Annotated in this window: 34 protein-coding genes; 13 read left to right on the top strand and 21 right to left on the bottom strand. The window is 66.9% G+C overall.

Annotated elements, in window-relative coordinates:
- The 7 genes from JOF37_RS15410 to JOF37_RS15380 form a co-directional block, all read right to left on the bottom strand.
- Positions 1-687, bottom strand: a 687-nt coding sequence (locus JOF37_RS15410) for a type IV secretory system conjugative DNA transfer family protein (protein WP_210007884.1), incomplete at its 3' end; no start/stop codon positions are given.
- Positions 687-2,087: a putative type IV secretion/conjugal transfer ATPase gene (locus JOF37_RS15405; protein ID WP_307803468.1), complete on the bottom strand. Its 1,401-nt coding sequence runs from the start codon at positions 2,085-2,087 to the stop codon at positions 687-689. The genes JOF37_RS15405 and JOF37_RS15410, both read right to left, overlap by 1 nt.
- A 146-nt stretch (positions 2,088-2,233) precedes the next feature.
- Positions 2,234-3,754 (bottom strand): SCO6880 family protein, encoded by a 1,521-nt coding sequence (locus tag JOF37_RS15400; RefSeq protein ID WP_210007883.1) that lies wholly within the window; start codon positions 3,752-3,754, stop codon positions 2,234-2,236.
- On the bottom strand, positions 3,744-5,024 hold the full coding sequence (locus JOF37_RS15395) for a TrbL/VirB6 family protein (protein ID WP_210007882.1): 1,281 nt from the start codon (positions 5,022-5,024) through the stop codon (positions 3,744-3,746). The genes JOF37_RS15400 and JOF37_RS15395 overlap by 11 nt, the downstream gene beginning before the upstream one ends.
- Entirely contained in the window at positions 5,024-5,713 is a 690-nt protein-coding gene (locus tag JOF37_RS15390; RefSeq protein WP_210007881.1) for a DUF8175 domain-containg protein, read from the bottom strand. The genes JOF37_RS15395 and JOF37_RS15390 overlap by 1 nt, the downstream gene beginning before the upstream one ends.
- Positions 5,714-5,724: 11 nt before the next feature.
- Complete coding sequence (locus JOF37_RS15385) at positions 5,725-6,033, bottom strand: TrbC/VirB2 family protein (RefSeq protein ID WP_210007880.1); 309 nt, start codon at positions 6,031-6,033, stop codon at positions 5,725-5,727.
- Positions 6,030-6,656: a hypothetical protein gene (locus tag JOF37_RS15380; protein WP_210007879.1), complete on the bottom strand. Its 627-nt coding sequence runs from the start codon at positions 6,654-6,656 to the stop codon at positions 6,030-6,032. Before JOF37_RS15380 ends, JOF37_RS15385 begins: the two co-directional genes overlap by 4 nt.
- A gap of 282 nt (positions 6,657-6,938) precedes the next feature.
- On the opposite strand from JOF37_RS15380, the gene JOF37_RS15375 reads away from it, so the two are divergent.
- Complete coding sequence (locus tag JOF37_RS15375) at positions 6,939-7,283, top strand: hypothetical protein (RefSeq protein WP_210007878.1); 345 nt, start codon at positions 6,939-6,941, stop codon at positions 7,281-7,283.
- A 325-nt stretch (positions 7,284-7,608) separates the two neighbouring features.
- Here the strand turns inward: JOF37_RS15375 and JOF37_RS15370 are convergent, their stop codons facing one another.
- Positions 7,609-8,595 carry a replication protein RepA gene (locus JOF37_RS15370; protein ID WP_210007877.1) on the bottom strand — a complete coding sequence of 329 codons (987 nt, stop codon included), beginning with the start codon at positions 8,593-8,595 and terminating at the stop codon, positions 7,609-7,611.
- Positions 8,596-9,279: 684 nt separating this feature from the next.
- On the opposite strand from JOF37_RS15370, the gene JOF37_RS15365 reads away from it, so the two are divergent.
- The 8 genes from JOF37_RS15365 (at position 9,280) to JOF37_RS15330 (ending at position 13,258) form a co-directional block, all read left to right on the top strand.
- Complete coding sequence (locus JOF37_RS15365) at positions 9,280-9,927, top strand: division plane positioning ATPase MipZ (RefSeq protein ID WP_210007876.1); 648 nt, start codon at positions 9,280-9,282, stop codon at positions 9,925-9,927.
- Entirely contained in the window at positions 9,927-10,244 is a 318-nt protein-coding gene (locus JOF37_RS15360) for a hypothetical protein (protein ID WP_210007875.1), read from the top strand. The genes JOF37_RS15365 and JOF37_RS15360 overlap by 1 nt, the downstream gene beginning before the upstream one ends.
- Before the next feature lie 343 nt (positions 10,245-10,587).
- Positions 10,588-10,857 (top strand): glutaredoxin-like protein NrdH, encoded by a 270-nt coding sequence (nrdH, locus tag JOF37_RS15355; protein ID WP_210007874.1) that lies wholly within the window; start codon positions 10,588-10,590, stop codon positions 10,855-10,857.
- Positions 10,857-11,483: a hypothetical protein gene (locus tag JOF37_RS15350; RefSeq protein ID WP_245338837.1), complete on the top strand. Its 627-nt coding sequence runs from the start codon at positions 10,857-10,859 to the stop codon at positions 11,481-11,483. The genes nrdH and JOF37_RS15350 overlap by 1 nt, the downstream gene beginning before the upstream one ends.
- A 112-nt stretch (positions 11,484-11,595) precedes the next feature.
- The gene (locus JOF37_RS15345; protein ID WP_210007872.1) at positions 11,596-11,805 is read left to right on the top strand and encodes a type II toxin-antitoxin system HicA family toxin; all 210 of its coding nucleotides are present in this window, start codon (positions 11,596-11,598) and stop codon (positions 11,803-11,805) included.
- Between the two features lie 15 nt (positions 11,806-11,820).
- On the top strand, positions 11,821-12,033 hold the full coding sequence (locus JOF37_RS15340) for a hypothetical protein (RefSeq protein ID WP_210007871.1): 213 nt from the start codon (positions 11,821-11,823) through the stop codon (positions 12,031-12,033).
- 13 nt (positions 12,034-12,046) lie between these two features.
- A complete protein-coding gene (locus JOF37_RS15335) occupies positions 12,047-12,454 on the top strand; it encodes a hypothetical protein (protein ID WP_210007870.1) in 408 nt (135 codons plus the stop codon).
- A gap of 282 nt (positions 12,455-12,736) precedes the next feature.
- Positions 12,737-13,258 carry a thermonuclease family protein gene (locus JOF37_RS15330; RefSeq protein WP_210007869.1) on the top strand — a complete coding sequence of 174 codons (522 nt, stop codon included), beginning with the start codon at positions 12,737-12,739 and terminating at the stop codon, positions 13,256-13,258.
- 4 nt (positions 13,259-13,262) lie between these two features.
- Here JOF37_RS15330 and JOF37_RS15325 read toward each other — a convergent pair whose 3' ends face one another.
- The gene (locus tag JOF37_RS15325) at positions 13,263-13,544 is read right to left on the bottom strand and encodes a hypothetical protein (RefSeq protein ID WP_245338836.1); all 282 of its coding nucleotides are present in this window, start codon (positions 13,542-13,544) and stop codon (positions 13,263-13,265) included.
- A 248-nt stretch (positions 13,545-13,792) separates the two neighbouring features.
- On the opposite strand from JOF37_RS15325, the gene JOF37_RS15320 reads away from it, so the two are divergent.
- On the top strand, positions 13,793-14,110 hold the full coding sequence (locus JOF37_RS15320; protein ID WP_210007868.1) for a hypothetical protein: 318 nt from the start codon (positions 13,793-13,795) through the stop codon (positions 14,108-14,110).
- Between the two features lie 66 nt (positions 14,111-14,176).
- Here JOF37_RS15320 and JOF37_RS15315 read toward each other — a convergent pair whose 3' ends face one another.
- Positions 14,177-14,647: a hypothetical protein gene (locus JOF37_RS15315; protein WP_210007867.1), complete on the bottom strand. Its 471-nt coding sequence runs from the start codon at positions 14,645-14,647 to the stop codon at positions 14,177-14,179.
- 76 nt (positions 14,648-14,723) lie between these two features.
- The gene (locus JOF37_RS15310; RefSeq protein ID WP_210007866.1) at positions 14,724-14,951 is read right to left on the bottom strand and encodes a hypothetical protein; all 228 of its coding nucleotides are present in this window, start codon (positions 14,949-14,951) and stop codon (positions 14,724-14,726) included.
- 134 nt (positions 14,952-15,085) lie between these two features.
- On the opposite strand from JOF37_RS15310, the gene JOF37_RS15305 reads away from it, so the two are divergent.
- On the top strand, positions 15,086-15,340 hold the full coding sequence (locus JOF37_RS15305) for a hypothetical protein (protein ID WP_210007865.1): 255 nt from the start codon (positions 15,086-15,088) through the stop codon (positions 15,338-15,340).
- Positions 15,341-15,352: 12 nt separating this feature from the next.
- Positions 15,353-15,802: a hypothetical protein gene (locus tag JOF37_RS15300; RefSeq protein WP_210007864.1), complete on the top strand. Its 450-nt coding sequence runs from the start codon at positions 15,353-15,355 to the stop codon at positions 15,800-15,802.
- A 394-nt stretch (positions 15,803-16,196) separates the two neighbouring features.
- Here the strand turns inward: JOF37_RS15300 and JOF37_RS15295 are convergent, their stop codons facing one another.
- The 7 genes from JOF37_RS15295 to JOF37_RS15265 form a co-directional block, all read right to left on the bottom strand.
- A complete protein-coding gene (locus tag JOF37_RS15295) occupies positions 16,197-16,706 on the bottom strand; it encodes a hypothetical protein (RefSeq protein ID WP_210007863.1) in 510 nt (169 codons plus the stop codon).
- 5 nt (positions 16,707-16,711) lie between these two features.
- Entirely contained in the window at positions 16,712-17,620 is a 909-nt protein-coding gene (locus JOF37_RS15290) for a restriction endonuclease subunit S domain-containing protein (protein WP_210007862.1), read from the bottom strand.
- 416 nt (positions 17,621-18,036) lie between these two features.
- Positions 18,037-18,534: a hypothetical protein gene (locus tag JOF37_RS15285; RefSeq protein WP_210007861.1), complete on the bottom strand. Its 498-nt coding sequence runs from the start codon at positions 18,532-18,534 to the stop codon at positions 18,037-18,039.
- A gap of 76 nt (positions 18,535-18,610) precedes the next feature.
- Positions 18,611-18,904: a hypothetical protein gene (locus tag JOF37_RS15280; protein WP_210007860.1), complete on the bottom strand. Its 294-nt coding sequence runs from the start codon at positions 18,902-18,904 to the stop codon at positions 18,611-18,613.
- Positions 18,905-19,006: 102 nt separating this feature from the next.
- Positions 19,007-20,110, bottom strand: a complete 1,104-nt coding sequence (locus JOF37_RS15275; protein WP_210007859.1) for a hypothetical protein — start codon at positions 20,108-20,110, stop codon at positions 19,007-19,009.
- Positions 20,107-20,616, bottom strand: coding sequence for a hypothetical protein (locus JOF37_RS15270; protein ID WP_210007858.1), 510 nt, complete (start codon positions 20,614-20,616; stop codon positions 20,107-20,109). The genes JOF37_RS15275 and JOF37_RS15270 overlap by 4 nt, the downstream gene beginning before the upstream one ends.
- Positions 20,603-20,890 carry a hypothetical protein gene (locus tag JOF37_RS15265; protein WP_210007857.1) on the bottom strand — a complete coding sequence of 96 codons (288 nt, stop codon included), beginning with the start codon at positions 20,888-20,890 and terminating at the stop codon, positions 20,603-20,605. Before JOF37_RS15265 ends, JOF37_RS15270 begins: the two co-directional genes overlap by 14 nt.
- A 298-nt stretch (positions 20,891-21,188) precedes the next feature.
- Between JOF37_RS15265 and mobF the strand changes: the two genes are divergently transcribed.
- Positions 21,189-24,554: a MobF family relaxase gene (gene mobF / locus JOF37_RS15260; protein ID WP_210007856.1), complete on the top strand. Its 3,366-nt coding sequence runs from the start codon at positions 21,189-21,191 to the stop codon at positions 24,552-24,554.
- On the opposite strand, the gene JOF37_RS15255 is transcribed toward mobF, so the two are convergent.
- The 3 genes from JOF37_RS15255 to JOF37_RS15245 all read right to left on the bottom strand — a co-directional run bounded on the left by JOF37_RS15255 (position 24,551) and on the right by JOF37_RS15245 (position 26,602).
- Positions 24,551-25,102, bottom strand: coding sequence for a hypothetical protein (locus tag JOF37_RS15255; protein ID WP_210007855.1), 552 nt, complete (start codon positions 25,100-25,102; stop codon positions 24,551-24,553). The genes mobF and JOF37_RS15255 overlap by 4 nt on opposite strands.
- Before the next feature lie 128 nt (positions 25,103-25,230).
- Complete coding sequence (locus JOF37_RS15250) at positions 25,231-25,593, bottom strand: DUF4913 domain-containing protein (RefSeq protein WP_210007854.1); 363 nt, start codon at positions 25,591-25,593, stop codon at positions 25,231-25,233.
- Complete coding sequence (locus JOF37_RS15245) at positions 25,583-26,602, bottom strand: type IV secretory system conjugative DNA transfer family protein (RefSeq protein WP_210007853.1); 1,020 nt, start codon at positions 26,600-26,602, stop codon at positions 25,583-25,585. The genes JOF37_RS15250 and JOF37_RS15245 overlap by 11 nt, the downstream gene beginning before the upstream one ends.
- Between the last annotated feature and the right edge of the window lie 9 nt (positions 26,603-26,611).

Genomic DNA, 26,611 nt, shown 5'->3' with positions numbered 1-26,611 from the left:
CTCGATCGTGCGGACGGTCGCCAGAGGGTTCCACCAGCACCGGTTGTCCGTGTGCGCTGCAGCAAGCCCCTGAGGGTCAAACAGCGACACCCGGCCCATCGTGGCCCGGTGCCCCGCGGTGACCATCAGATCGGGCTTGTTCCCCGTCACCAGAAGCGCCCCCGGGGCCTCGACGATGGCGGGGATGACGATCGACACCGACTTGTTGCGGCGCGGGCCGGCAATGACGGTGATGGTGTCCTCATACGACGCGCGCAGCGCCGTGGCACCCACCACCGCGTATCCGACCAGGACGCCACGGAACCGGCGAACGTCCAGGCCCATCCGCTTGTGCTTCTTGGCCAGAGCCCCGGGCAGCAGCGGCGCGATCGAGCGCCCTTTGCCCATGTACGGGGCTGCACGGTCGGCCGGCGACCGGTCGCGCGAGGCCCGCACGGCGAGCACCACGGCGAGGACGATGACCGCCAGGACCACCACGGCGACCGCGATCGCCGCGGCCGTGTGAGTGGCCGTCCACGGTTCGCGGCCCATCACCCCGGCGACGGGGTTGACGAACTCAACCCGCCCGGTGCTCATCCACCGCGCGATCGTCCACACCGACGCCGCCCCGATCGCTGCGAACAGCGCGATCAGGACGGCAACGGCGGCGCCCGTGCCGGGGCCGGTGTTCCGGGTGACGGCAGACATCAGCTCGCCCGCCTCGTCCTGATCGTCTCGCTCTGCTTTCGGAACCGCTCATCGGTGATGTGCAGGCCCTTCTGCGTGGGCGTCTGCACCATTTGAACCGGCACGCCGGGCCGGCCCTCGACCTTGAACAGCACCTTTCCCGCGCCCGGGGGCGCCGCCTGCCGGCCATCGCCCATGGGGCGGCTGCGCCACGTCTTGGCTGCGTTGAAGCCGGACACCAGGCGGATCTCTTCTGGCGTCAGTGGCTTGACCTCACCGAGCGCTTGGAGGTCCTCGCCCGTCAACGCCAGCAGCGCGAGCACGCCCGAGCGTTCCGCGAGCCCGCGCGCCTTCATGCGGTCCTCTTCGTCGCGGAGAGAGAGCATGTCCTTCGGTGAGTGCGTGATCTTCATCTCTGCCGTTCCCACCGACCGGTTGGACCGCGACAGCGCGTCCACCCGGTCGACGATCCCGGGCGTCGACCGCATCGGGTACCAGAACTCATCCATCAGCGTCGTGAAACCGGTCCAGGTCACCTTCGGCGTGTAGATCTCCCCCGCTGCCGCCGCCTCAGTCGCGATCCGCTCTTCATGCCGAGCAAGCTCCCAGTGAGCATCGATCGCATCCATACCCATCGACCACGACATCAGCATGGCCGTCGACAGGAGCTTGGTCGCCGTTGCGGGGATCGAGGACGTATCGAAGCAGAACCCGCCGCGGTTGCCCGGGTCGATCTCGATCGACTCCGTGCCACCGAGAAGCCGGCCCAGGTCGCCGCCGAGCATCGCGCGCAGCGACTCCCCCAGCCGCTCGAACCGGCGGCGGAAGGACGTTGCGTCCTCCTGCCCCGACACGGCGAGAACCCGCGCGGAGGGGGCGTAGAACAGCGCCGATAGATCGCTGGTGACCGGCCGCGGGTTACGGGCCAGAATGTCCGTCACCATCGCCTCGATCACCGCGTCGTCGATGTCATCCAGCGGCACGCCGCGGCTGACCCGCAGCGCCGCTTGTGCTTGCTGGACGACCTTCCACGTCGCCAGGCGGTTCACGTCCTCGCCGGCCTGACCGCCGATGGTGTCTGCCGCGCGGCCCAGCGGGCCGCGGGAGAGCAGGTTCAGCTGGTGCCGCGCGGTGGGTCCGAACTCGAACACCTTCCCGCCGGCTTGTTCGACTAGCGGGGTGTGCTCGCCCTTCTTCAAGGGGTTGAACACCGCCGGCACCATGCCGCGGGCCATCATCCCCAGCTGGATTGTCTGCGCCGTGGAGCTTTTGCCCACGCCGTTGATCCCGAACATGAACATCGACGGCGACGAGATCACGCCCTCCATGTACAGCGAGTGGTGATCCATCGCCACGGCCGTTCCCGTCAGCAGGTCACGACCGAGGGGAACCCCCGAGACGGGGCGGGCGGTGCCGGTCACGAACGGGTAGATTCCGCACGCCTGGACCGACGACGAGTACCACAGCGGGGCTTTCGGTACCCGGTTCCACCGTCCCCCGCCGGCACCGAAGAAGCCCATCCGGCTCAGGGTGCGGGGACGTGCGCGCATCCAGGCTGCTTGACGGCTCATGCGACCTTCCCCATCACTTTCTCGATCTGAGTCTCGTAGAGCCACGGGAGGATTCCCAGCGGCAACGTCGTGTGGAACGCCGGGCCGGCGTCGTGCTCGCAGAACCGGTACGTCAGCGACGACGCCTCGAGAAGCGATTTCAGCTTCAACGTCGCCTCCCGGTACGACCGGGTGTCGGGCTCGAACGTCACCGTGACCGCCATTCCAAAACGCGTGATCGCGGCGCCGGAGGTCACTTCCTGTTCGAGCTTCGCCGCGTGCTGCACGACGCGGTTGTCCCGCTCTGTGCGCCGCGCTTTCGCGCTGGCTACCGTCGATGCCGTCGCTCCCATCTGTTCAACGAGAGCAGTGCTCTTCGCAGCTGAGACCGGGCGGTAGAACGTCACGACGCGCTTGCGGAGGAACCGCTCGGACGGGCGGAACAGCGGTGCCAATGTCTCTTCCGTGATGTGCAGGCGCGGCGGCGCCAGCACGAGAGCTGTCATCGACGCCACTTCGTCGTGGAGGCACACCCGCCGGTTGGAGTCGTCGAAGTAGTCGGGGCCGGCCTCAGTCACCCGCAGAGCGTTGTGGTGACCGCGCAGCTCGTCGCTCGCGATCTCCGTCGACCGCTCAGGGCTGTACGCCACCCGCACCGCGTCGGCGATCATCCCGCTCGTGGCCGTCACGACCGCACCGCCGCCCGCGTCGCGCAGCGCGTCGACGTGGTACGGCAGCTTTGACGCGACCTCGGCCACCGCATCCTCAATGCCCCCAGCGAGGGCCGGGACCGACCAAGAGATGGTGACCCAGGTCGACAGTTCCGCGTAGCGTTCCGGGAGCCGCTGGGCGGCCTCCATCATCGCCTGCCGCGCCACCGCGGGCGCTTGCGGGTCGATGTCGGAGGCGATCTTCTGCACCAGCGGTTCCGAGGACCGCAACGCCGAGTCAACGATCGTCACCGCTCCAGCGATCGCAGAGTCCCGCGACAGCGACGCGATGACGTTGCCGTACCAAGCGACGTCCTGGTCGATCTTCGCTCGCTGCTGCAGGTCGGTGCCCTCGGGGTTGCACGCAAACACCGCCGTCACCGTCTGCACGTTCGGGTCGTACAGCAGCGTGAACGGGTCGCCGCGGCCGTCCGTGCCGTCGATCTCCCGCAGGTTCCCCAGCAGCCCGGGCAGGCCGGTGAGGTTGTCCGCCGGCAGGTTCGAGAACAGGCCCGAGTTGAACCGGGCCTCGCCGCGGTCCACTCGCCGCACTCCCGACAGCGCGGTCGACAGGCGGGACGCGATCGTCTCCCCCGTCGCGTCTCCCCCGAACCGCAGGACGAACACCAGTTCGAACACCAACGCGGCGCTGATGACGATGAGGCCGGCGCCGAAGGCTCCGCGCGTGAAGAACAGCACCATCAGAATCAGCGCCGTCAGGAGGATTCCCCAGCCCACCACCGTCAGCCCGCCGAGGGTCGCTTTACGAACCGGTATCCAGTTCCCGAACCGCGTCCGTTCGGTCGGGGTGATCTGCTCAGTGCTCATTGAAAGTGTCCTCCACAGTCGTCGTACTGCCCTGAGGCAGCGACCTTGCTACTTCACGCGCCGCGTCCCAGCCGCGGCCAGAACCGGACCCGCCGGCACTGCCCGATGCGGCATCCCAGCCGCCTGCAGCTGATCCGCCGACAGTGCTCGGACCGCTCGCACCGGTCGGCGCTGCAGCGCTGCTTCCAGCCGTGCCCGCACCCGCTGCGCCGCCACCGGCCGCGCTCGCGCTTCCCGCTGCGCCGCCACCGGCCGCCGCGCCGCCACCCGCGGCCACGGCGCCGCCGCCTGCAGCTGCTCCCCCGCCCGCTGCAGCCGCGGCGCCGCCGCCGGCCACAACGGGCGCAGCGGCGCCCCCCGTGGCTACGACAGCCCCCGCGGCAACGCCCGCGGTCATCATCGCGCCGCCAGCGCGCATCATCATCGACCCGGCGCTCGCGCTTCCCAGCGCCGCGGCTGCCGGCATCACGAGCTTCACCAGCGCCGGAAGCGCGAACAACGCCAGCAGGAAGATCGCCATGCCGATCATCACGCCCGCGAGGCCATCGGCCCCTTGGCGCAGACGGATCGACATGCCGTACAGCGCCGCAGCCAGCGGCGAGTACAGCAGGAAGGCAATCAGCCACCCCGTCGTCTGGGTGAACATCTTTTCGTGACGCTCGAACATCGCGCCCGAGGCCGCGACAGGCCAGAACGGCACAAGCACCGTCAGCGCCACGGCCCGCAGGATCATGATCAGCCATTGGATGCCGACCACGATCAGCCCGAAAACGCCGAAGATCATCGCCATGGCGATGTTGCCGCCGAACGTCGCGACGTCACCCACCAGGTTGGGGGTAGTGCCGCCGCTCGCGGTGTCGAGGATCCACCGCGCCAGCGAGTTCGATCCCAGCAGCATGATCTGGAAGAACGCCGTTCCCGCGACCGTCACGAGGATTGCGCGCAGCAGCTTCTTGGCCGCATCAGCCGCGGGCTCGCCGCGTGCGAGGAGCATCGTGCGGATACCCGCGACCATCAGACCGATTGCAAGCAGCACCGCCTGGATCGGCCCTGCCACCGCCGCGAACCACTCCGACGTCGCGCCACCGATCACAGCCTCCGGAGGTGACTGGATCCAAGACGTGAAGAACCCGTTCCACAGATCGTTTGCGCCCCGGTAAAGCTCCTGGGTGAACTTCTCCATCTGCGAGCCGATAAGCCCGCCGATGGCCTGCGGCACACACTCCCCACCGTTGAAGATGAAATCTCCCGCACCGGAGCACTCAGCCATTACCCGACCCACCTAACGAAGTCGTCAGACGTGACGTCGATCGGGCTGCCCGAGCTGCCGTCGTCCTTTGGCCGCATCTTCCAGTCGTCGCCCTCCCACACGACCGTCATCGGGAAGCCGGCGTAACCAGTCGCGTTGCGCGACGTCGTGACCACGACGTACAGAGAAACGCGGTCCTCGGTGTACTCGTCGATGCGGTAGCCGGCGAACGTCATCCCCGCAGATGCCCAGCTTTCGGTCGCACCCTCATTAGAGGCCGGCGCCGTACGCAGAACCTCGCTCTTACCCGGCGATTCCACCGTGTAGAAGTCCAGCGCGTCCACGGGAGCACCCGAGCCGACCATCGCCTCTGCGTAGAACGTGGCCGCGAACAGTCCCGCACCCGCAGGCGACCGCTCGAAGCACGCCGGATATCCGTCACGCTCCTTCGTTGGGCCGACCGATGATGACACCGGCCAGGTGAACCCTCGCGCGGCCTCCCACGCGAGATCAGCCGGCGGATTTACCTCGTCCGATTCGCCGACTTGGCAGTACCCGCCGTCGACGCCTTCGGCACTCGCGGGTGACGCGGACGGCGTTCCGCCCGCGTCACCGCCACCGCGGGGCGCGGTGAGGAGGAGGACGGCCACGATGAGGCTGGCGACTGCCGCGATGGCAACCACCAGCCCGATCCATGCGTTCTTCTTCACCGTCGAGCTCCCTATCGCTGGATGCAGTCGGTGGGGACCTGCAGGAAGATCGAGACGATGCCCGACGCCGCGGCGACGAGCACCACGCCGGCGATCCACCAGCCGAGGCGCGAGAGCATCTGCCCACCGTCGCCGCGGCTGTGCTGGAAGAACATTCCGATGCCCACGAGGATGAGCGCGATGACCGCGAGAGCCACGGCGGCGATCTGCACCCACAGTCGCGCCGTGTCCATCGCGTTTTGCGCTTCTGCGGGCAGGCAGTAGGGCGCCATCGGGACGATGTGCGTCGCGGTCGTGGCGACGTCGAGGACCAGGTTCACGGGGTTTCCCTCCATTGTTCGCGGACAGCCGCAGCAACTTTTGCCGCGGCCTTCTTGATGGCTGAGTTCTCCGGGACGGAGATCATGCCCCGCAGCGCGGGGAGCCAGGGCACGGGGACGACAGGTGCCGCCCCCTCTAGAACTCGGACTGCGCGCCGCACCTCGGGCGGCAGCTTGCCCGCCGCATCGGCGACGAGCAGGATCGCGCCGGCCCTGGCCGAGTACCGCTTAGCGGCCTCGACTCCGGCGAGGGTGGAGCGAACCACGATCAGTGCAGGGCCTTGGTCGTCGTCGACGTCGGGCACCTCCACTCCCCCAAGCAGCTGCGCCCACACGCTCACGCCGGCTCCCTGATGGGCGCCGATCATCGGCAGCAGGCGAGCGGGAATGGTCCCGGCGGGCCAGACCTCTCGCGCGCCGGTTCGCAGATACGCGATCACTGACCCGTCAGCGTTCACGCGGAACAGGGTGCGGCCCGAGGTCGTGTGTTCGAGTGAGATCTCCCACGGTGCCGGGGTCCGCACGTACTCCATCGCGTAGGTGAGCAGCTGCGGCACCGACCCTTGCGTGTAGTCGGCGCCAGTGAATCGCCACGCCTGCGCGTGCATCGCCGCGATGACCATGCTCTCGTCCGCGGACCGCGATCGTCCTTCGCCTGATCGCATCATGCCGACTTCACCATGCTGCTGCGCTCCCCCGCGTCGTCTGCGTTTTTCCATCTCGTGCTCGCCCAGATTCTTCGCAACAAGTAGACGATATGTGTCTGACATGGACCCTCCGACCCCTCGTTTGTCCACCAAATGGGGGACAAAACCTGAATGGAATCTCCGTATCTGCTAGCTTGATTAGCACTTACCACGAATGTAGTCCCGCTTTCGGGGCATCGCAACCGAGAGGCAGCGGGCATGAGTTGGCACAATGGGGCGGTGCCCTCCCGTCACGAGTTCTCCTCCGAGATGCCTGAGCGCGTCCGCAACGTGCTCGACGCGCTCGGATCGAACAACCGCGTAGAGGCGCTGCTGTTCTTCTCGGCCCACCGCACCGCGAGCCGCCAGCAACTCGCGGCCGGCACCTCGATCCCGTTCGGCAGCACCAGCGTGATCACCAACGATCTGCAGCGCTTCGGCTACCTCGTCGCCAGCGATGAAGGCGGGCGCCGCGGCGCGCCCATCATGTACACGATCGATCGCAAGCGGCTGCACGATGACGTCGCCGCCCTCATGGCCCACTTCGCCAACCTCGGTGATTGATCTCTCCCCCACCTCGGACCACCCTTTCTCTGCTTTCGACGTCAGTCGATGGCTCGCCATCGGCTGATATCTGCCGCCTTGCACGCCGTGGAGGGTGGGTCAAGGGCCGACCGCAGGCCGGGTTCCGCCAGGAACCGCGAAGCGCCCTTGACGCTCCCGGAGCGGCGTGCAACGCCGTAAAGGGCACTGCGCCGCTCCGTCGGCGTCCGCTTGGGCGACGTGCACGCACCGCCCCGGTTTCATCCATTTGGATGACGTCACGCCGCTGACTTCCGAAACTAGATAGCTCCCGATATCAAGTGATATCGGGAGCTATCTAGTGCTATCAACCGTTGAGCGGGGAGCGCTGCACAGCCGGCGGCGACGGGAAGATCCGTAGCCCCTCGTCCTCGACGTCGAATCGAGCATCCCGGTACACCGAGTGCACCGCCGGCAGCTTGCCCACGAACGCCGCTTTGAAGTCACGCAGCCGGTCGTACTGTGCTCCGAACTGTGCGTGCAGCTGCGCCCAGGTGATGAGGCTCGGGCGCTTGGCGCTCGGGAGCCGGTAGTTCAACCAGGCGAGGATATCCATCGCCATCGGGCCGTGCTTCGACATCAGCGCGACCGAGCGGAGGTCGACGGGAATCGGGGTGTCCAGGATGTCCTGGACGAACTCGGCAGAGAGCACCACCGAGTTGCCCCACAGCCCATCAGCGGCCATGTCCCCCGCCGCGTCCCACCACAGCTGGTAGCCGCGGGCGATCGTGTACTCGCTCGTTCGTACACCGCGGCCGCCGCCGGCCTGGGCCGTCTCCGTGACCGAGATCCGCGCGCCGAACAATCGCGGCACCTGGTCCATGACCAGCTTGCCCTGCCGGCCGCCCCAGGCTTGCCCGAGGTCTTGCAGGAACTTCGGCAGCGATGCCGAGAATTCCAGCTGCAGCCGGCCGTCCGCTTCACGGTCGCTTTGACGGCGGACGATCTGAGTCGTGAGCCATGGCAGGATCAGGCGCGGGTACTTGCCGAAGGGCATCTTGTACGCCGCCGTGCCCGTCTCCGGGTCGACGATGCGAGCGGGCTCCACCGCGAGGTTCATCGAGCCGTTGCGGCGCTCCCAGGCCCGCAGGTGCGGGTTCGCGGCCATTGGATCGCGATAGGGCAGGCAGGTCTGCGTGAACACGCGGCCGGTGAACCCGAGGTAACCGGCGTCGTTGGCTTCGTCCTCGCCGATGACGGCGGCGTACTCGGCTTGCGCGAGGCGATCCGAGGGGATCGTCGGCAGCAGCGGCGAGGCCGTCTGGCGGGTGGTCTTCTTCTCTACACTGGACATCGCCCAGCCCCTCTCAGAAGTGGGTGTGGATTCACGTTCTCTTCTCTTCTGACGGGCCCGGGAAGTCAGCCCTGAGCGTTCCCGCGCTCGGGGCTGGCGCCATATCGGGGCCGCCACAGTGGTTCGCACACTACACGAGCGCCCCGCTCCCCCGGGACGCACCCGCCGCGCTGAGTCGCCTGTGCACAACCTCGGCCGTGAGGAGTTGTCCACGGTACTTCTGTCGCGCACGGTACTTTGGTCGCGCCTGAGCCAAGACCCGCGGAATCACGAGGCAGAACGCACGGTACTTTGGTCGCGCCCTGATCTGTCCACGGTACTTCTGTCGCGGGGCTCACGGTACTTTGGTCGCGCCCATGCCCCCGCGATCCCTGTCGGGAGTAGGGCAAGGTCGGGTCTGCCAGTAATAGTTCTTCCTGTAGATCTTTCCTGTAATCAGCGACCGTTTCGTTGTGGAGTTGGGGACAACCCAACCGCGCCCCGGGCTGAGAGCACGTCGGCAGGATCGCGCTCCATGGCTCCGGCATCGAGGGTTGCCGCTTCTTTCCCTCCGCTGCGCTCCGGGAAAGAAGCGCCCTCGCCAGGCAGGCGCGCAGACGAGACAACCCGTCACGATCGATAGCAGTTGATATCACCTGATAGCGAGTGCTAGCGTCAGATATCACTTGATAGCAAGGAGGACGCATGATCATTCTGTTCGGGGGCACCAAAGGCGGTCCCGGCAAAAGCACTGTGGCGTTGAACCTCGGCGTCGCACTGGCAGCCGGAGGCGCACGGGTGCTGTTCATCGACGCCGATAAGCAACGGACCCTCGCGAAGTGGCACGCCCGTCGCATCGAGGCCGGCCACGAGCCCCGCATGACCCTCGTCGAGAAGCGCGGCAACCTGCACGCGGCGATCAGAGATCTCTCGGAGAACTTCGATCACGTCCTCGTCGACGTCGCCGGCGACGACAACGAAGAGATGCGCACCGCGATGACGATCGCCGATCAGCTGATCGTCGTCCTCCGCGCGAGCCAGTTCGACGCTGAAACGCTCGAAGAGTTTTCCGACGTCATCACCGCCGCCAAGAACTTCAACCCGAAGCTGGTCGCACGCGCCCTGTTCAGCCAGGTACCCACCTACAACGGTGAGACCGAAACCGAGGACGTCAGCGAGTACGTGCGCGAGTTCCCCGAACTCACCGCCCTGGGATCCGTCATCGCGTACCGCAAGATCTTCCGCGACTCCGTCGCAGACGGCCGCGGCGTCCTCGAAATGCCTTCCAAGAGCGCATCGCAGGGCGCAGCTAAGAGCGAGCTCCGCAAGCTCGTTCAGGAGGTGATGGCGTAATGGCGATCGTCCGCAACAAGAAGAACGCACCTGCCGCAGACCAGGACGCCATCGCCGCGTTCGGCGCTGCAGCCGAGGCACGCCCGGAACCGGACGCCGCCGCCCCGGCCCCGACGCCAGCCAAGAAGCCCACCAAGCCCGCGCCCGCCGCCGAGCCCAGCGGGGGAGACGGCCCGAAGAGCACCCTCGTCCGCTGGGAAGGCTACGAGGACGTTCGAGACGAGATCTACGACTACCACCGCCGCGAGCGGTACACCGTCCAGACGGTCATCATCGAGGCGCTGCGCCTGGGACTCGCGCAGATGAACCAGCGCTAGCAGGTGATAGCAGTCGCTATCAGGTGATATCACGCGATAGCCCGTGATATAGGCCGGTCCCACACGGGGCCGGCCTTTTCGGCTGAATACGGGGAAGTGGGGGAGAGGGGAACGTGTGACGACGAAGGCGGGTGCCCAGCCACTCCGGCAGCGCCCGCCCCGAGCCCGCCGGAACGACCCTGCATGCGGTGACGGTCAGGAGGGCGCGAACCCTGGGAAACGCGGGGATACCCAGCCCTTCCGAACTCCCAGCAGCCCCGGCGCTCACGACCCACAGAAAACACGGCCCGAAAACTTCTATCCAGGGTTGTGCAACGAGTACAAGGCGGGGTAGAATTAAAGCATGGATGAGGCGCAGGAAACCCGCGGAACGGTCACCGTTTACAGCAAGCCCAGCTGCGTTCAGTGCAACGCAACCTATCGAGCACTCGAGGCCAAGGGGATCAGCTACACCGTCGTGGACCTGTCTCGGGACGACAACGCCCTGGAGTACGTGAAGGATCTCGACCCCACCTACATGCAGGCCCCGATCGTCGTCGTCGACGAGCACGACCACTGGAGCGGGTTCCGCCCCGACTGCATCGACCGCATCGCGGCCGCGGGGGTGAAGTGATGGGAAACGTCAGCAGCCCCCTCGTTAAGGCCATCGAGCAGACATGGAGCGCGATCCAGCGCCGCCACGGCGACGTTCCCGAGGTCGTTGTCACCCTCGCATCCGGCACCAGCCCCCGAGGCATGAAGCTCGGCCACTTTGCCGCCGATCGGTGGGTGCGCGGAGAGGCTGCCATCCACGAGCTTTTCATCGGCGGGGAAGGGCTCGCGCGTGGGGGTGTGGGCACCCTCGGAACGCTCGTGCACGAGGCCGCCCACGCCGCCGCCGCAGCCCGCGGTATCCAGGACACCAGCCGGCAGGGCCGCTACCACAACAAGCGGTTCAAGGAGATTGCCGAGAGCTTCGGACTCGCCCTCGAACACGACCCCTCGATCGGGTGGAGCACCACCACCGTTCCCGACGCCACGGCCGCCCGCTACGCCGCCGAGATCCGCCGTCTCGATGCCGCGATCACCGCACACCGCCGCGCCGAGATCATCGGCGGGGGAGGACGCGCCAAGACCAACAACGGCAAAGCCGCCGTGTGCAGCTGCGGCCGCAAGATCCGCGCCTCCCTCGCCGTCCTCGACGCCGGCCCCATCCTCTGCGGAATCTGCGGAGACGAGTTCGAGGCCGAAGCCGCATAACCAGCACGGGGGCGCGACCAAATACCCCCAGCCGCCCAGTTGACACCTAGGTGTCAAGAAAAAGCACAATGCGGGGTTGCATGGACAGTACAAGTCGGGATAGAATATAGTTATGACGAAGCCGCAGAACTACCGAGACGTGAGCCGCTTCCTGCGGTCGCAGGGCTGGGAGAACACGCGCACGCGGGGGAGTCACCACATCTGGCAACCCGCCGATCGTAGCCAGACTCTCTCCATCCCCGTGCATAGCGGCATCGTGAAGGCCGGCATCGTCCGTCAGGTGCAGACCGCATTCACGAACACCCCGAGCAGCTGGAACTGAGAGGAGACGGACCCGGTGAGCACGCGAATTCTCGTCACCCACAAGGGTGAAACCGGCTACCTCCACACGGAGGTCAGCGCCGACCTCCGCACCCATTACGCGCTGACCCTCGATGAGCGGAACGCGGACGCTTACAGTGACCGGCGCCGAGCCGAGAAGATGGCCACGCGAGTCCGCGGCCGATTCGAATCGGTCGCGCTCGAAGATGCAGCAGCACCCGAGAACTAGGAAGGAAACGCCAATGACCCGCACGCTCACGGCGCACGCACACATGGACCCGGACGGGTCGTGGACGGTCGAGATCCCCGAACTGACATCGAGCAGCCCCAGCGGCGCAACGATCGTCGCGACCGGCTCGGCAACGACCTTCCGCGGCATCCGCCGCGCCGCAAGCGATCTGGCATCCGCCTGGCTCGACGTCGAGCCCGACCAGGTGGCCGTCGAGATCACCGTCGCGGCACCCGATGAGATCGTGGAACTCGTGCGCGCCAGCGATAAAGCCGAGGAAGAGGGCAACGCTGCCCGTGCTCGCGGGGCGCAGCTGCGCCGAGAGGCCGCGCACGCGCTCCGGGAACAGGGATACCCCCTCGAAGCCGCAGCGGCCGTCATCGGTGTGAGCTACCAGCGAGTGCAGCAACTCGCCAGCTAAAGCGGACGATGCCGATCCCGGCTGTGGGCTCCCGAGAGATGCCCCAATGCCGCCCGATGGGGGAGTGAGAGAAATGATCACATGGGTTCTTCTGTGTCTGGGGATAGTGATCGCGGCAGCGGGCGTCATCGGGGTATCAGTGTTCGTTGGTCTCCGGGCGCGGGCGCGAGCTTCGGGCGACTACGTGGAAGGTGATTTCCGTTTTTGGGCGCGAGGCTGGTGGCTTGTAATCACTGGTGTTTTCGTGGCTCTGATCCCTACGGCCATCCAAGCGTTTCAGTGATGAGACGCATCTTCGCCGCTCCCGGCTTCGCGATCGTTCTCGCCGGATGCACCCCCGCGCCCATCGGCACCCCCGTTCCCTCAGGTGCGCCCGTCGTGCTGGGAGTCAGCGCCGAGGTCACCGCCGTCGTCGACGGCGACACCATCGACGTTCGGACAGCCGCCGGCACCGAGCGGGTGCGGATCATCGGGATAGACACCCCTGAGATCGGCCGCGACGGCGCCGCTGACGAGTGCTACGCCCAGGAAGCGCGCGAGTACGTCAACGACGCCCTGTACGGGCGCACCGTGACGATCTACCCCGACCCCACCCAGGATGACGTCGACCGGTACGGGCGGCTGCTGCGGCACGTTCTCGTCGACGACCGCAGCATCGCCCAGGACACCCTTGTCGCTGGCATGGGCTACGAATACACCTACGACGCGCCCTACGAGGGCCAGGGCGCCCACAAAGCCGCTCAGGAGGCGGCTGCAGCCGCAGGGGCGGGCCTGTGGTCCGCGTGCGAGAACGGCGGGCACTGATCTGTCAGCGCGGCGTGGTGACGATGGGTGTCACTGCTGATGCCCACACCCAGGTGCGGTGCTCGACCTCACCGACGAGGAACCGGATCGCCACGGCATCCGAGGTCCACCGGCACGCCTGCCCGTCCACCCGCACCGGGGTACCGCCGAACCGCACCCACGCCCGAACGGGCTTCGGCTTCGGGTCGATCGTGACCGGTTCATCATCCAGCCCGATCTCTTCCCGAGAAAGCGACTGTAGCGGGCCAGCGTCCCGGGCGAGGCGTTCCAGGATGCGCTGATCCATCCGCCGATCCACCGCGGCCGCGTAGCGCTTGTTCGTCCCCACAGCCGCCTCGTTCCTCCCAGAACCAGGGTAACCCGCTTCGAACATGCGTTCTAATAGTTCGCGATACGGGTGCGGGGAGGCGATTCGCCCGCCACCGCCATACCCGAATGGCGGTGGCGGGCGAACCGGGCCGGTGCAACTGCTCCCGGCGGGCAAGAGTGGCATGCGCCGACGCGCCCCAGCATGGGGGTTGGCACAATGGCCTCATGCCCGTGCGCACCGAGATCCCTGACCTCACCGGGCCGGAGCTGAACATCCACCGGATCGTGCAGAACGAATCTCGGCTGTCGTGCCTGCGCGTCCTTCTCGGGACACCCTCCGCATCCCGCCCAGAGCTACAAGAAGCGACCGGGCTGCAAACGACCACCATCGTGGAGGCGCTGACCGAGCTCGAAGAACGCGGCTACATCACCGCCAACCGCCCGAAGGGCGAACGGAAGGGATCACCCCGCGTGCGGTACGTCGTTCACCGCGACCGGGTGACTGCCGATCTCCTCGGCCTGGCGGGCTGGATTCTTCGCTGAGGTTGAGCACCGCGCGTGGGTGGGCGTCGGCCGTGACGCCGGTTCTGCCCTCTGGCGGCTGAGGGGCTAGACCCGGCGCTTGCGCGCGTCTCGTTCTTTCCTGGCGCGTTTCGCGGTTAAACGTCGAGTGACGACCTTCTCGCCGGCAGAGCGCACGAGAGTGGTGTCGCCTACCTGCTTCCAGGCTGCGTGCTGGGCCTCGCCGTGATGGATGCCTTCACACGAACAGGTGCAGTCATCGCCTGTCGAGCCCTGCCAGCGGCTATCGCAGCGTTCGTGCTCGCTGTAGTGCATCTCGATCGTCACCTCGCCGTCGCGGATTGCGATCGCCTCCGCAACGACGGATAGGTGGTTTCGACTGATCGTCCAGTATCCCTCCCACCGGGGCAGGCCTGGTGGAACCACCCAAGTAGGGCGTATAGCCGCGCCTGCAGCGGTCTTGAACATCTGTTTGTTGGCAGGCTCACCCTCGCGGGGGCCTCGGAGTCCGCGAACCTCGATGCGGCCGTGCAGGGGGCGGACAATCAGTGCTGACATGGACCGATACTCGCAGGGACGGCAGAAGGGGGTAGGGCATCTCAGGGATGCCCTACCCCCTTCATGTCGATGAAGATCAGAGCCGGCGCCGCGGGCGGCTCCCACCGCGGGCGGCGGAGGCCTCTACGGCTGCATGGGTGGCCGGGTCGTTGAGGACGGCCAGTTCGTCTTCGGTGAGGACGACGGCCGGGTCGAGAATGATTCGGCCGTTGGATTCGCGGGTCACCTTGTACGAGTCGCGAGTGGCGATCGAAGCGAGGTTCATCCGCTTGCGCGAGTCGAGCGTCATGTAGGTGCTGCTCATGATGGTTCCTTTCGGCGGGGTCTGACAGCGCAACAGCTACAGGTTGCAATTGTCACCGCTTAGGGTAGTTCACCGCTAAACCAAACGCAACACCGTGCCTAGTGTGCCATCTGCACCTTTGGTACACTGTGGGTATGAAGCCGATTACGATGTCTGACCAGGCCGGTGACGAGTGGGATGCCATCGTCGACGGTGACCGCAAGCTTGCCGAGGCCATAGATCCGATCCTCGATTCCATCGAGGAGGGCAAGACGCCGGGGGAGATGTTCGCTAATCATCGACGGTTCACTCAGGTTCGGGTGCCCGGTCGCGACGACCTCTACGCCGTGATCTGGGAGGTCCGAGAAGACGACCTCTACATTCTGAGGATCGGTCGAGTTGCCATCTGACCAGGCTGGAACGTGGCGATGATCGATTTCTCGGCCGTCGCCGACATCGCCTGGCAGGTGTACCGGCTCGCACCCTCGGTGCCTGACCGGTTGACCGACCCCCGGCTGATCTTCCTCCGCGACTTTCCCAGCGGCTCGTGCGATTCGATGGCGTACGCCACCGCAGCAATGCTGCTGCAGCACGGGCTCGGAGACTGGTGGATCGTCACCCAGGGCGACGGAACGAGCTGCCACGTGTGGCTCGAGTGGCGCGACGATGATGGCTCGACTCTCTACGCCATCGACGCGACCGCGCACCAGTTTCCAGAAAACACCGAGCCTTTCATCGGCCACGGGCCTACACCCACAGCCGAACGCTTCAACGAACCCGTCGAAGCAACCCGGTTCTCAGAGCTGCCTCATCACTGGCCGCGTGACGCCGAGCTCGCTCTTCTCGATCACGTACGCACCGAGATGGCATGAGTTAGCCACGAACGATCGCTTTTGGCAGGGGGCCGTGCGGCGCCGCTCGATTGGCCCCGGGAAAGTAGATCTGAAGCTAGTTCTGGCGTAGGGTCTCGGTCGGCCGGGAAGCCGTTTATGGTGCTACCATCACCGACGGCTGACCCATCGGTGGCCCTCGCGGCTGACGCCAAACGTGTGTGTATCAGCGGCAAAGAACTCGTGCTCGGCGGCGTCGCCGTACCCGAGATCTGCATGGTTTTCGTCTTGGATACATTGCACGTTGAGCAGCCGGCGATGACCGCCACCGGGTGTGGAGACGATCATGTCTGCTCGAAACTGGCAACGCCTTCCTTCAGCTGTCACCTCGACATAGTAGGGGGAGCCTGAGACATCGACAGATGTCCCAGGTCACCTAGAGGGACTCCCCCGTGGCTGGTGGCGCTGGATCGCCGAGCCAATCTCCAAACCGTTCGAAGAGTTGAGTGATGTCGTCCGGCGACCGCAGTGTGACTTCCAGGTCGCCCACTCCGTGATGCCCGATCGATGAGACGTCTCGCATGTTCTCGCTGAGTTCGTACCTCTTCGGATCGAGAGGAAGAAGAACGACCAGGACGCCGCGCCTCGTTGAGAGCGGCACGCTGACGAAGACCTGCGATCTCGCGAGGACATGTCTGCGAGGAAACTCCTCTCTGCGATAACCGACGTACGTGGCGCGCGACACGTAGTGCAGACCGGGGTTGCGGGCGCACAGTTCGGCGTCGAGTTGATCCAGCAGCGAGGCGAAGGGCTGGTCCACGGTGGGGAAGTGACGCGCCCTCATGGAGAACTCGTCGATGTGGAGGATGCGCCGAAGCACCTGCTCTACGTCGCCTCCGTCGAACGCCGCTGATCGCTCCAACTGAGCTTTGATACGTGGATTCATCCTGATCACCGCGGCGGCTTGAACGCGGAGATGATTGTCTGTGCCATCGGTGTTGCCAGCTGCAGATCGTTTGCGACCGAGGCTCGTGCGTGAGCTCGTTGACGTGCTGCGGTCCGCTCGGATTCGTCCGCATCGAGCAGCGCCGTCAGGATCCGTTCCGCGACATCCGCGGGTGGTCGCGGAACGGAGAGCTGCTTGATGATCGCCCAGTTCACTCGTGTGCGTCCGATTCCCGTTGAGCGGAGCAGCATGTCAGCGCGCGCTTCCGGAGAGCGGAGCATCGCCCAGACGACGTAGGGATGTGTATCGGATAACGAGTGAGCGACCGTGAACTCGCTTGTCACGATCGAGCCGTCGAGTTCCTCCGGAACGAGCGCAATCGCTCCGTGGATGGCGTTGATGTGGCTGACGACGATGTCGCCGGCTCGGACGATCGTGTACCGGCCTCGGGGGAGGTCGTCGACGCTCACGGTTTCCCCTGCTTCGCAGAAGCCGTCATACCGAACGCGAAGATAGGTGACTTCAGGTAAATCCGTTGTTTCTGCGTTGAAGACCCGGGAGGTGCTGTTCGTGTCCGCTAGCACGTTGTCGATCAGGTCACCGACAAGGACGGGTTCGAACCCAGCCTCGACCCAGCCGATCTCGCGTGCTTCGAGCTGCGGCATGACCGCCTTGACGTCCATTCGCTCAGCGATCGCGCTCGCGGGTACAACCCAGCTGGTGTCGTCGAGGTTGCCATCGGCGAACTGGCGGAACAACGCAGTCACCGTGGCGACCTCCGCGGTGGCGTTGGCGCGGTTGATGGCGTCGATGGGAAGGGTTCGCTGGCGGGGCGAGTCGTCTATGCCGACTGCTGAGCAGTAGTACATGAAGACGTCGGGTTGTGTCTCGTCGGGGCGGATCTTCTTCCGCATGATGAGGATTGACGTCTTCACGCGGGCCTGGGAGCGCTGGAACGAACTCGAGACAATCACCGACGACGTCGTCGAAGCGGCCGCCAGCGTCCTCGTCATCGGGAGCTAACCAGCCCCACCGGGCGATCACGGAACACCGCCATAGAGCTGGCAACTCCACAGACACGATCCGCGACAACACCCAACGCGGCCTCGAGTACGCGCGTGCAAAGGGGAGGGTTGGTGGCCGGCCAAGTGTGATGACGCCGGAGCGTGTCGCGACGGCGCGGCAGCTGCGCGCCGAACGTCACAGCTGGGAGAGCATCGGGCGCGTGCTCGGCGTCGGTGCGTCGAGTGTCCGACGTGCGCTTCAGTAGCGAGCCGGCAAGTGGGCCTCGCAGTCGCCGGGCTGCAGAGCTAGCGCGCCCGAACCGCTGTCATTGCCTACGGGTCACCTGACGGACCAACTCATCGAGCCGTGCGTCGCGATCCTTCTTGGCCTGCTTCCGGGTGAGGGTGCGTGTGACGACCTTGCTGCCCGAGTTCCGCACCAGGGTCGTGTCTCCTACCTCGATCCATGACGCGTGGTGGTTGTTGCCGTGGTACTTCCCCTCGCAGGAGCATGTGCATTCGTCGCCTTCGGCGGATTGGCAGCGCTGGTCACATTGCTCGGCGGTGCTGTAGTGCATTTCGATCTCGACCTGACCGTCGCGAATTGCGATCGCTTCCGCAACATCCGTGAGGTGAGGTCGAGCGATCTCCCAGTACCCCTGCCACGGAGGGCTGTCCTTGGGGGCGGGAACCCAGGTCGGTCGTATGGCGGTTCCCGTAGCCGTCTTGAACATCTGACGGTTGGACGGTTCGTCACCCCGCGGGCCTCGCAGGCCTCGCACCTGGATTCGGCCGTGGAGCGGTCGGACGATCGTCGCTGTCATGCCGGGGACACTATCGCGATGGCGACGTCCGGGGAACACGTCCGCGGTTCGCGAGGCGCCAGCCTCTGTTCGCGGCCTATGCGTGTCTGCCTGCCTGGGGCGCCGCGTCTAGCTGATCAGCGATCTGACGGAGTGCTCTGGCGAGTAGCTCGTGCTCATTGCTTCCCATTAGCTGGATTGTGAAGTCCTGCTGTGCACCTGGCCAGCCTGGTTCGGTGCCGAGCCAGATCGAGCCCGCGCCGACGTTAACGCGGACGGCGCTGTGACCGGAGTTGCCGTCTAGCGGGGTGATGTGGGTCACCGTGACATCGAGGATCGCAAACTCCTCGTAGGACCAGTGGTGCTGTTCCGGGAGCGGGTTGTTCGTCATAGCTCGTGACCATAGCGTGCGCGTGTGGGCCGAGCTGTTCCTCGGGGCGATGTATGCGACCGGTCGGCACCCGATGGTGCTCGCAGGTTGCGGGGGAGGGGCCTACGGGGCGACGTTGAGTGCACCGCTGGTGTACAGGAAGTCGATGTGCTGGTGGTGGCAGGTGTCCCAGAACTGCACGAGGGTGGGCCACGCCAGCGCGGCCGAGGCGCTGCGGCAGTTGTTCTGTCCCACGCGGGTGCCCTTGGGTGCGACACCCGCGAGCAGGTCGAGCAGAGCGAACGTCTCGGGTGTGTTCCCGGTGACGGGCTGACCGCCGAGGCTGATGAAGTCCACGGCGTTGCCGCCGCCGTTGATCCAGTGCGCGTTGGTGCCGAGGTTGCTCCCGGCGCACCGACGGTTGAGGTCGGAGAGGCCCACGGACTCGAAGCGTTGGAGCGCGAGGGTGATCATCTGCAGCACGGGAAGATCGATCAGGCAGCCTTCCGCGGCCGTGCCGGCGGCCATGTCGCGGATCTGCTTCTCGTACCGCTGTTCCTGGATCGTCAGCGTGCCGTCGTCGAGCGCGGCGGCGAGCCGTTGGGCGAGTTCCGCGGCGTCGCCGGACACGCTGCAGCCGGCGGGCACGGAGCCGCCGCCAGAGAGCGATCCGAGATAGGCGGTGATCGCGATCGCGGCGGGGCGCCACTTCACATAGTGGAAGGGGTCAGAGTTGATCTGCACGCGGTTGATGGCAATGGACGGTTCCAGCGTCTCCCATCCCTGGACCGCGGCCAGGCGCTCGAAGAACCGCGTTGCTGATGTCGTGGGGTCCATCCGTTCTTCGACGGTGCCCCATGAGCTTTGCTGCTGGAACAGACCGATGGAGTCAGCGATCGATCCGTCAGGGTTCACGGCGTTATCGCCGTAGTTGATGTTCACCAGCGAGGACTCACCGAGCGCTGCTTGCACCCCGAGCGACTGCGCCGCCGGGGGCAGGTTCAGCTGCGCGGCCGCGTTGATGATTGCGGCGGCGTTCGCGAGTTGTTCGCGGCCATATCCCGACACCGAGGCGTCGGCGGGAATCGCGGCCGCGTTGACCGGTCCCGCCGAGGGGGTGCAGGCGTTGGCCGGCTCGTTCCCGTCGGAGGTCAGCGCGATGACGAGTCCGAGGATTAGCGCGACGGGCAGGATGATCGCGCCGGCTAGGAGGCCGCTTCGCTTCATTCGGGGGGTGCCATTCTGTCGACCTGCCAGGGGTCCGCGTGGTCGGGTCGCGTGACGTACGCGGTGTACGTTCCGGCGTCAGTGGGCACGCTCACGAGGAACGTGAAGACGCCATCACCGGAGGCAATCGCTGCGCCCCCGGTGTACGTCGTGCACGGAACCGTCGCCGGGTCCACCGTGTCGTAAGCGGTGACGGCTGCAGGGGTCAGCAGCGGAGACAGTTCGTCCATCCACTGTGCTTTCGCGACCCCCGGACGGCAATACGCGGTCACGGCCTCGACGGCGATTGCCACGGCAGCGTCGGGCGCTGCGGGGTCGGGCTCGTGCTCGTGATCCCCGAGCGCTTCGCTCGGCGTCGGGCTCGCTGTCGTCGACGCAGACGGCGCGGGGGCCGATCGCGTGGGCGACTCACTGGGCGACGCCGCCGGGGCACAGCCCGACAGCATCCCCGCGACCAGAAGGCCGGCGCCGACGAGGGCCGCGGCGTACGTCTTACGAGTGGTCATCGTTCTGCACCGCGGGAGCAGCTGCGGGCTTCGAGCCACGCGGCTTGCGTGACCGGGCGGTGCTCGTGTTGGGCACCAGGCCGAGCTTCTTCAACTCGGCTTCGGTCCAGCCTGTGCGCAGGGCGTGGGTGCGTGCGCGTGCGGCGGCTGCGGTCGCTTCCTGCAGCGCCGCCTGCGCGTCGGCCTCGGCCTGAATCGCACCCGAGAGGGATTCGCCCGCGGCGATCTTCTCTTCTACCTGAGCCAGTACGGAGTCGCGAATGTTCATCGTCATACCACCAGCCTACGTTCTTCTCATTGAAGTAGCACCTGCTATTTCGCGGGTCAGTTTGTGCACCTCGGGATGCTGACCCGGCACGAGATCGAGCACCAAGACCAAGGGCTGCCAAGCGATCGAGGAACCAACTTCACAACAGCATCTTGCGAACGCAGATGGTGTGCCAAGTCCGTAAGACCAAGACTCCGTGACAGCAGCTACGTGCATCTGATGAAAACTCTATCCTCGCTAGTGCTCGAAGAGCTTTCATCAGATGCACGTATGCTACGGGCTTCGCCCATAGTACGCTGGCGCCATGCGCGGCGGATTGATCTTCTACCGAGGGATCGGGAGCGCTGCGCGTGCGTACCTCGAATCGGACCACTCGCACGCTGACGACTACTACCTCGAACACGGTGCCGCCGTCGCCGAGTGGACCGCGCTGGACAGCAACGGTCAGGTCTTCGACCGGTCCAGCCTGGACGGGGACGCCTACCAGGCGTGGGTCGATTGGCAAGACCCCCTCACGCTCGCTAAGCGCGGGAACCCGCGCGACGAGGTGAGGCTGTCCAAGGATGGCGAGGTAGTCGTCCGACCGTCCTCACCTCGGTTCGTAGAAATGACGGTCAACTGCGACAAGTCGCTGTCGGTTGCCGCCGCCATGTTCCCGGAGGTTTCGGCCGCGCTCGATGCCGCGCAGGCGCAGGCCGTCGAAGCGATGGGCGGGTACATGGCGCAGAACTCCGTCACCCGTGTAGGCGCGCGAGGCGCACAGCGGTTCGTGCCCGTCGAGCGCCTGGAACAAGTGGCGGTCGTGCATCGCACCTCCCGCGCGGGCGACCCGCACCGGCACGTTCACGTGCAGTGGAACACCCGCGTTTACGCGGAGGGCCAGTGGCGCGGGCTGCACACTGCGGCGACGCTGCGACAGCAGGCGGCGCTGCGCGGCGTCGGTGAGGCGGCGATCAACTCCAACGCTGAGTTGCGCGATGCGCTCGCGCGTGTGGGCCTCACGTTCGACGCCGCGACCGGCAAGGTGACCAACCTCGAAGAGCACGCGCGTGTGCTCTCCAAACGGGCCGATCAGATCAACCGTCACGCGGCCAGGTTCGAGGCCGAGTGGCGCGCTGCGCACCCCGGCCAGGAGCCTGACCGGGCGCTGCGCCTGCGCTGGGATCAGCAGGCGTGGGCGCTCGACCGGCCGCAGAAGGCGAACGCCAACATGGCGTCCGAGGCGGTGTGGCTGCAGGAGATGAAGGACGCCGGTCTGCAGGTCGACGGGTTCGCACCGACCGCGCCCGCCGAGCGCGTTACGGTGGGCGCGCTGACGGCGGATGAGTTGACTGCCGAGGTGCTGTCTGCCGCTGAGGCGCGCAGTTCCGCGTGGTCGATCGCGGACCTTGAAGGGTACGTCGGGTTGGCCGTCGCCGCGCGCAACATCGAGTCCGACGCGGAGTCGATCAACACGTTCGTACGAGACGCTGCACAGCAGATCGCCCGCCAGCTGCCGACGCTGGAAGTGGAGATCTCCGGCGAGATTCCGCAGTGGGTTCGCAACATCACCAGTGACCGTGTGGTGCACGTCGAGCGGACGCTGCGCGACCGGTTCACGACGCGCGGCCTGCAGTCGGGCCTGGTGTTCCCGGGCGAGACAATCGGCACCCTCAATGAGCAGCAGAGCGACGCCGCGCGAGCGATCGCCAGCCGTGCACCGCTCGTCGTTATCGAGGGCGCGGCGGGGTCGGGAAAGACGACGATGCTCGGCGCCGCGCGCGAGCTTGCCGCCACCGACGACTACCGTCTGTTGATCGTCGCGCCTACGCTCCGTGCCGCAGCCGAGGCGGCGTCCTCAACGGGCGCGGCAGCATCCAGCGCCCACAAGCTCGCCCACGAATACGGCTTCCGCTGGACCGACGCCGGCGCCTGGTCGCGGCTCGCGGTGGGTGAAGCAGACCCGGCGACGGGCGCCATTTACGAAGGCCCCAGCGCCGAGTTCGCGGTCGACCAGGACACCCGTATCGTCATCGACGAGGCCGGGATGATCGACCAGGATCTCGCGTACGCGGTGACGACGATCGCCGACGAAACCGGCGCCGGTATCGGCCTGATCGGCGACCGTGCGCAGCTGCCGGCAGTCGGTCGAGGCGGCGTCCTCGATATGGCCGTGGCCGCGCACCCCCGCCCCCTCGACATGTCGGAGGTGCACCGCTTCCGGCAGCCCGAGTACGCCGCGATCAGTCTCCGCATGCGCGATGGCGTCGACCCCGGTGACACCTTCGACCAGTTGGCTGCAGCCGGCCACATCGTCCTGCACGGCAGTGACCAAGAAGTGGTCGCAGCGATCGGCGCCGACGTCGTGGCCAAGGCCGAGGCTGGCGCGACAATCGCGGTCGCGGTGCCCTCCAACGAGGCCGCGACGGAGATCAACGCGATCGTGCAGGACGCTCGTGCACGGGCCGGACACACCCGCACCCCGCGCACCGAGGTCGCCGGCATGGACGGGCTCAGTATCCGCCCCGGCGACAGGCTGATGACCCGACGCAACGATCGTGACCTTGGGGTCGCGAACCGCGACGTGTGGGACGTCGCCCGCGTGCACTCTGACGCTTCGGTCACCGTGAAGAACGGCGCGAACAGCGTCCGTCTGCCGGCTGAGTACGTCCAGGAGCACACGCACCTTGCGTACGCGACGACCGAGTACGGAGTGCAGGGCGCGACGGTCGACTACGCCCACGGGGTTCTCACCGAGTCGTCGTCCGCGCAGGCGCTGTACGTGGCCGCGACCCGCGGCCGCGAGAACAACTCGCTCCACATCGTTGCCGCCGACCTGGACGAGGCGCGCGGCGTGTTCGTCGACGCGATGGGCAGACAGTCGGGCGACCGCGGCGTGGAAGCGGCGCGCGAGGTGATCCGCCGCGACCTCGACGGGATCGTGCTGCCGCAGGGCGGCGAGGACGCGAATGTGCGGCTGCCGGCAGAGGAGGCGAACGTGGCCACGATCGACGAGCCGCAGGGGCGTTCCATCACCGAAGAACGCATCGCAGCCGAGGAACGGTTGTTCGCCGTGCAGCTGCGCGAGTACGAGGCGACCCGTGCCGCGTGGGAACGCCGGCACCCCGGAGAGAACCCCGACGAGTATCGTCAGGCCGTGCGTGCGGCCGAGAAGGCTGCCGCTGCCGCGACGTCGGCGCGCGAGGACGCCGAACGGGCGGCCGAGAGAGCAGCTGTCGACGCTGGCGAGTCGACGTGGCGTCGCGACTACGACCAGGTGCAGCAGGCCGCGACCGTGGCCGAGGAAGCAGGGCCGTTCCGACGTCGCGGCGCGCAGCAGGACCACGATGCCGCTGTGCGGTCCTTCACCGACCGCCACCAGGCCGCTCCGGCCCCCACACCGCCGCGTGAGCTCGTCGACGGCTGGGCGCGCTCCGCGACCCGGCCCGGGGCAAACGAGAGCGTGGACCGTGCTCGTCGACGCGAGGAAGAGACGCGCGATCGCACGGCCGCGTTGAAGGCCGATCCGGCGCCGACCAACGCGCCCACGCGGCCCACACGGGGCACGCCGGAGCAGGAGGCCGCGAAGGACGCCGCGTACCGTCGACGCCAGGAGAGCACGCAGCGGCAGCAGCGCACGCAGACCGCGACCGCGGCTGTGCGGAACCGCCAGCGCGGCCCGCGGCTCTAAGCCGCTGCAGTTCCGCTCGAGCGGTTCTTCGCGCTCACGATCAGGGATGTGAGTTCAGCGTCCGTTGTGCCCTTTCGCCGCCATAGCCGCAGGTTGTTCGCGAAGTCCCTTGCCCAGGTGTTCACCGGGGCGCCTGCGGCAACCATCGCTTCCACGTCGGTATCCGTCCTGAGAGGGTCGGGAACGGTCGCGAGCAGACGCATCGACTCCGTGGCTTGCGCAAGCCCCGCGCGGCGTTCGGCCTCGAACCACTGGCCGAGAAGGTCGTCGGTTCGTTCGGGTGTGACGGCCGCCAGAAGCGTGAGGCCCACTCGGAGCTCGCGGAACGGTTCGGAGGCGGACTCGGCACGGAGGTTGATGGTGTTCAGGGTCGAGAGGGCGACGAGCGTGCGCACAAATGCGGCATCCGTGCGCTCATCTGCGCGCGCGGCCGCGGCGGCTTTGCGTTCCGACCTCGCAAGCCAGACTGCGACCACGGTGGAGATGATGATCGCTGCGCTGGGCAAGGCGACGTCGGCGACGATCTGCAGCACCCCGGGTTGTTCCATGCACACACCGTAGGGCGCTGGCCCTGACTCGTGCCGGGTTGTGGCCCGATCGCGTGTGACGCGGCGGGCGCCGGCCCCTCGCACGAGAACAGCCCCGGCGCTTTGGCACCGGGGCTGTTGCGGGGTTCTTATGCGGAGCCCCCTCGCGTCTCTCTGCTTACGTCGAGGCGTTGACGCGGCTTGTGTCCGTACCCGCACTCTCGGAAAGAGCCCCGTTGCTGGTCGATCAGCAGCGGCAGGTGGTAGTCCAGGACGTCGCGGAGGAACGCGTGCAGCGCCGGCACAGCGCCGTCCTCCGCCGACGCCAGCATGAGGTTCCACTCCTCGCGGATCGCAGCCAGGCGGTGCACGGCGTCGGGGTGCTCGGCCCACTGCGGGCACCAACGAGTGTCCGCGCTCCCCGCGGGTGCGAGGAAGTCCAGCAACGTCCCGTCGACGAACGCGACGAGTTCGGCGCTCGGTGCGGTCAGGGGCAGATCGTCAGCGTTCAACTTCGACTCCTGTGCTCGCGGTGCGATGCACCTGCACGGGGGCTTGGTTGCCCCCGTTGATCAGACGCCGCATCTGCTTGTCCTTGAACCACGGAACCGACTTCACCAGCACCGGCCGGCATCCCGAAGCGAGCACCACCATGCGGCCCAGGGACAGCGACGCGAGGTCGGCAATCGACATGATCCGATCCGAGGATCGGGTCCGGTTCACGTTCCGCTGACCGTTCTGATGATTCGTGGTCGTCTCGGTGTACTCGTAGTCACCGATCCGCTCGGAGAGGTCGCGCAGGAAGCCGTTGGAGGCGTTACCGCCACCGAAGACCTGAATCGTCGACGCGCCCCACAGCTGCGCGAACCCGCGCGGGCTCCACACCTGTTCGCCCTGCTCCTGGCTCTGCAGGATCGTCGTCACGACGATGCCCCGCGAGCCGTAGTGGGTGTACTTGGCCGGCAGATCGGGGATACGGCAGATGTTGCCGGCCTCATCGAGCACGGCCATGAACGGCACCGGTCGACGGCCGGACGGCTCCCGCTTGGCGTCGTTCTCGGCCGCGGTGAGCACCGCGCGGGTGAGTGCGGCCACGAGAGGGCCGGCTGAGGCCGGCCCTTCCTCGCTGAGCAGGTAGAGCGTGTCTGCCGGCGCCGCGGAGAAATCCTCGGGCTTGAACTCAGGGAGGCCGGCTGTCGGCGTCACACAGGCGCGCAGCGCCTCCGACGCCAGGAACCGCATCACACCCTGAGCGAAGCCGTACACGCCTGAGCGTGTCTCCTCGACGAGCGCCTGCGTCGACTCGATGTCATCGGCGAGCGACGGGTACCGCTCCTGCAGCACCCGCGCGGGCATCGGGTTGTCGGGCCGGCTCAGCCAGTCGAACACCACCGGCAGGTAGTTGCCGTTCACCGCGGCCGCGAACAGGTAGTTGGCCACCAGGTCGCGACCGCTCTTGGCGAAAAAGTCGTCCTTCTTCTCGGCGTCATACGACGCTGCAGCAAACACGTCGGCGAGCACAGCGGCGTC

The organism is Microbacterium imperiale (assembly GCF_017876655.1).
Lineage (GTDB): Bacteria > Actinomycetota > Actinomycetes > Actinomycetales > Microbacteriaceae > Microbacterium > Microbacterium imperiale.
The sequence above is the reverse complement of the archived record's forward strand: the minus strand, read 5'-3'. Positions and strand labels throughout refer to the sequence as shown.

Coding starts and splice junctions, on each gene's coding strand:
- JOF37_RS15400 (WP_210007883.1), bottom strand. CDS start 3,754: ATGAGCACTGAGCAGATCACCCCGACCGAACGGACGCGGTTCGGGAAC.
- JOF37_RS15395 (WP_210007882.1), bottom strand. CDS start 5,024: ATGGCTGAGTGCTCCGGTGCGGGAGATTTCATCTTCAACGGTGGGGAG.
- JOF37_RS15380 (WP_210007879.1), bottom strand. CDS start 6,656: ATGGTCATCGCGGCGATGCACGCGCAGGCGTGGCGATTCACTGGCGCC.
- JOF37_RS15375 (WP_210007878.1), top strand. CDS start 6,939: ATGAGTTGGCACAATGGGGCGGTGCCCTCCCGTCACGAGTTCTCCTCC.
- JOF37_RS15370 (WP_210007877.1), bottom strand. CDS start 8,595: ATGTCCAGTGTAGAGAAGAAGACCACCCGCCAGACGGCCTCGCCGCTG.
- JOF37_RS15365 (WP_210007876.1), top strand. CDS start 9,280: ATGATCATTCTGTTCGGGGGCACCAAAGGCGGTCCCGGCAAAAGCACT.
- JOF37_RS15360 (WP_210007875.1), top strand. CDS start 9,927: ATGGCGATCGTCCGCAACAAGAAGAACGCACCTGCCGCAGACCAGGAC.
- nrdH (WP_210007874.1), top strand. CDS start 10,588: ATGGATGAGGCGCAGGAAACCCGCGGAACGGTCACCGTTTACAGCAAG.
- JOF37_RS15350 (WP_245338837.1), top strand. CDS start 10,857: ATGGGAAACGTCAGCAGCCCCCTCGTTAAGGCCATCGAGCAGACATGG.
- JOF37_RS15345 (WP_210007872.1), top strand. CDS start 11,596: ATGACGAAGCCGCAGAACTACCGAGACGTGAGCCGCTTCCTGCGGTCG.
- JOF37_RS15335 (WP_210007870.1), top strand. CDS start 12,047: ATGACCCGCACGCTCACGGCGCACGCACACATGGACCCGGACGGGTCG.
- JOF37_RS15330 (WP_210007869.1), top strand. CDS start 12,737: ATGAGACGCATCTTCGCCGCTCCCGGCTTCGCGATCGTTCTCGCCGGA.
- JOF37_RS15325 (WP_245338836.1), bottom strand. CDS start 13,544: ATGGATCAGCGCATCCTGGAACGCCTCGCCCGGGACGCTGGCCCGCTA.
- JOF37_RS15320 (WP_210007868.1), top strand. CDS start 13,793: ATGCCCGTGCGCACCGAGATCCCTGACCTCACCGGGCCGGAGCTGAAC.
- JOF37_RS15315 (WP_210007867.1), bottom strand. CDS start 14,647: ATGTCAGCACTGATTGTCCGCCCCCTGCACGGCCGCATCGAGGTTCGC.
- JOF37_RS15310 (WP_210007866.1), bottom strand. CDS start 14,951: ATGAGCAGCACCTACATGACGCTCGACTCGCGCAAGCGGATGAACCTC.
- JOF37_RS15305 (WP_210007865.1), top strand. CDS start 15,086: ATGAAGCCGATTACGATGTCTGACCAGGCCGGTGACGAGTGGGATGCC.
- JOF37_RS15295 (WP_210007863.1), bottom strand. CDS start 16,706: ATGAATCCACGTATCAAAGCTCAGTTGGAGCGATCAGCGGCGTTCGAC.
- JOF37_RS15290 (WP_210007862.1), bottom strand. CDS start 17,620: ATGCGGAAGAAGATCCGCCCCGACGAGACACAACCCGACGTCTTCATG.
- JOF37_RS15285 (WP_210007861.1), bottom strand. CDS start 18,534: ATGACAGCGACGATCGTCCGACCGCTCCACGGCCGAATCCAGGTGCGA.
- JOF37_RS15280 (WP_210007860.1), bottom strand. CDS start 18,904: ATGACGAACAACCCGCTCCCGGAACAGCACCACTGGTCCTACGAGGAG.
- JOF37_RS15275 (WP_210007859.1), bottom strand. CDS start 20,110: ATGAAGCGAAGCGGCCTCCTAGCCGGCGCGATCATCCTGCCCGTCGCG.
- JOF37_RS15270 (WP_210007858.1), bottom strand. CDS start 20,616: ATGACCACTCGTAAGACGTACGCCGCGGCCCTCGTCGGCGCCGGCCTT.
- JOF37_RS15265 (WP_210007857.1), bottom strand. CDS start 20,890: ATGACGATGAACATTCGCGACTCCGTACTGGCTCAGGTAGAAGAGAAG.
- mobF (WP_210007856.1), top strand. CDS start 21,189: ATGCGCGGCGGATTGATCTTCTACCGAGGGATCGGGAGCGCTGCGCGT.
- JOF37_RS15255 (WP_210007855.1), bottom strand. CDS start 25,102: ATGGAACAACCCGGGGTGCTGCAGATCGTCGCCGACGTCGCCTTGCCC.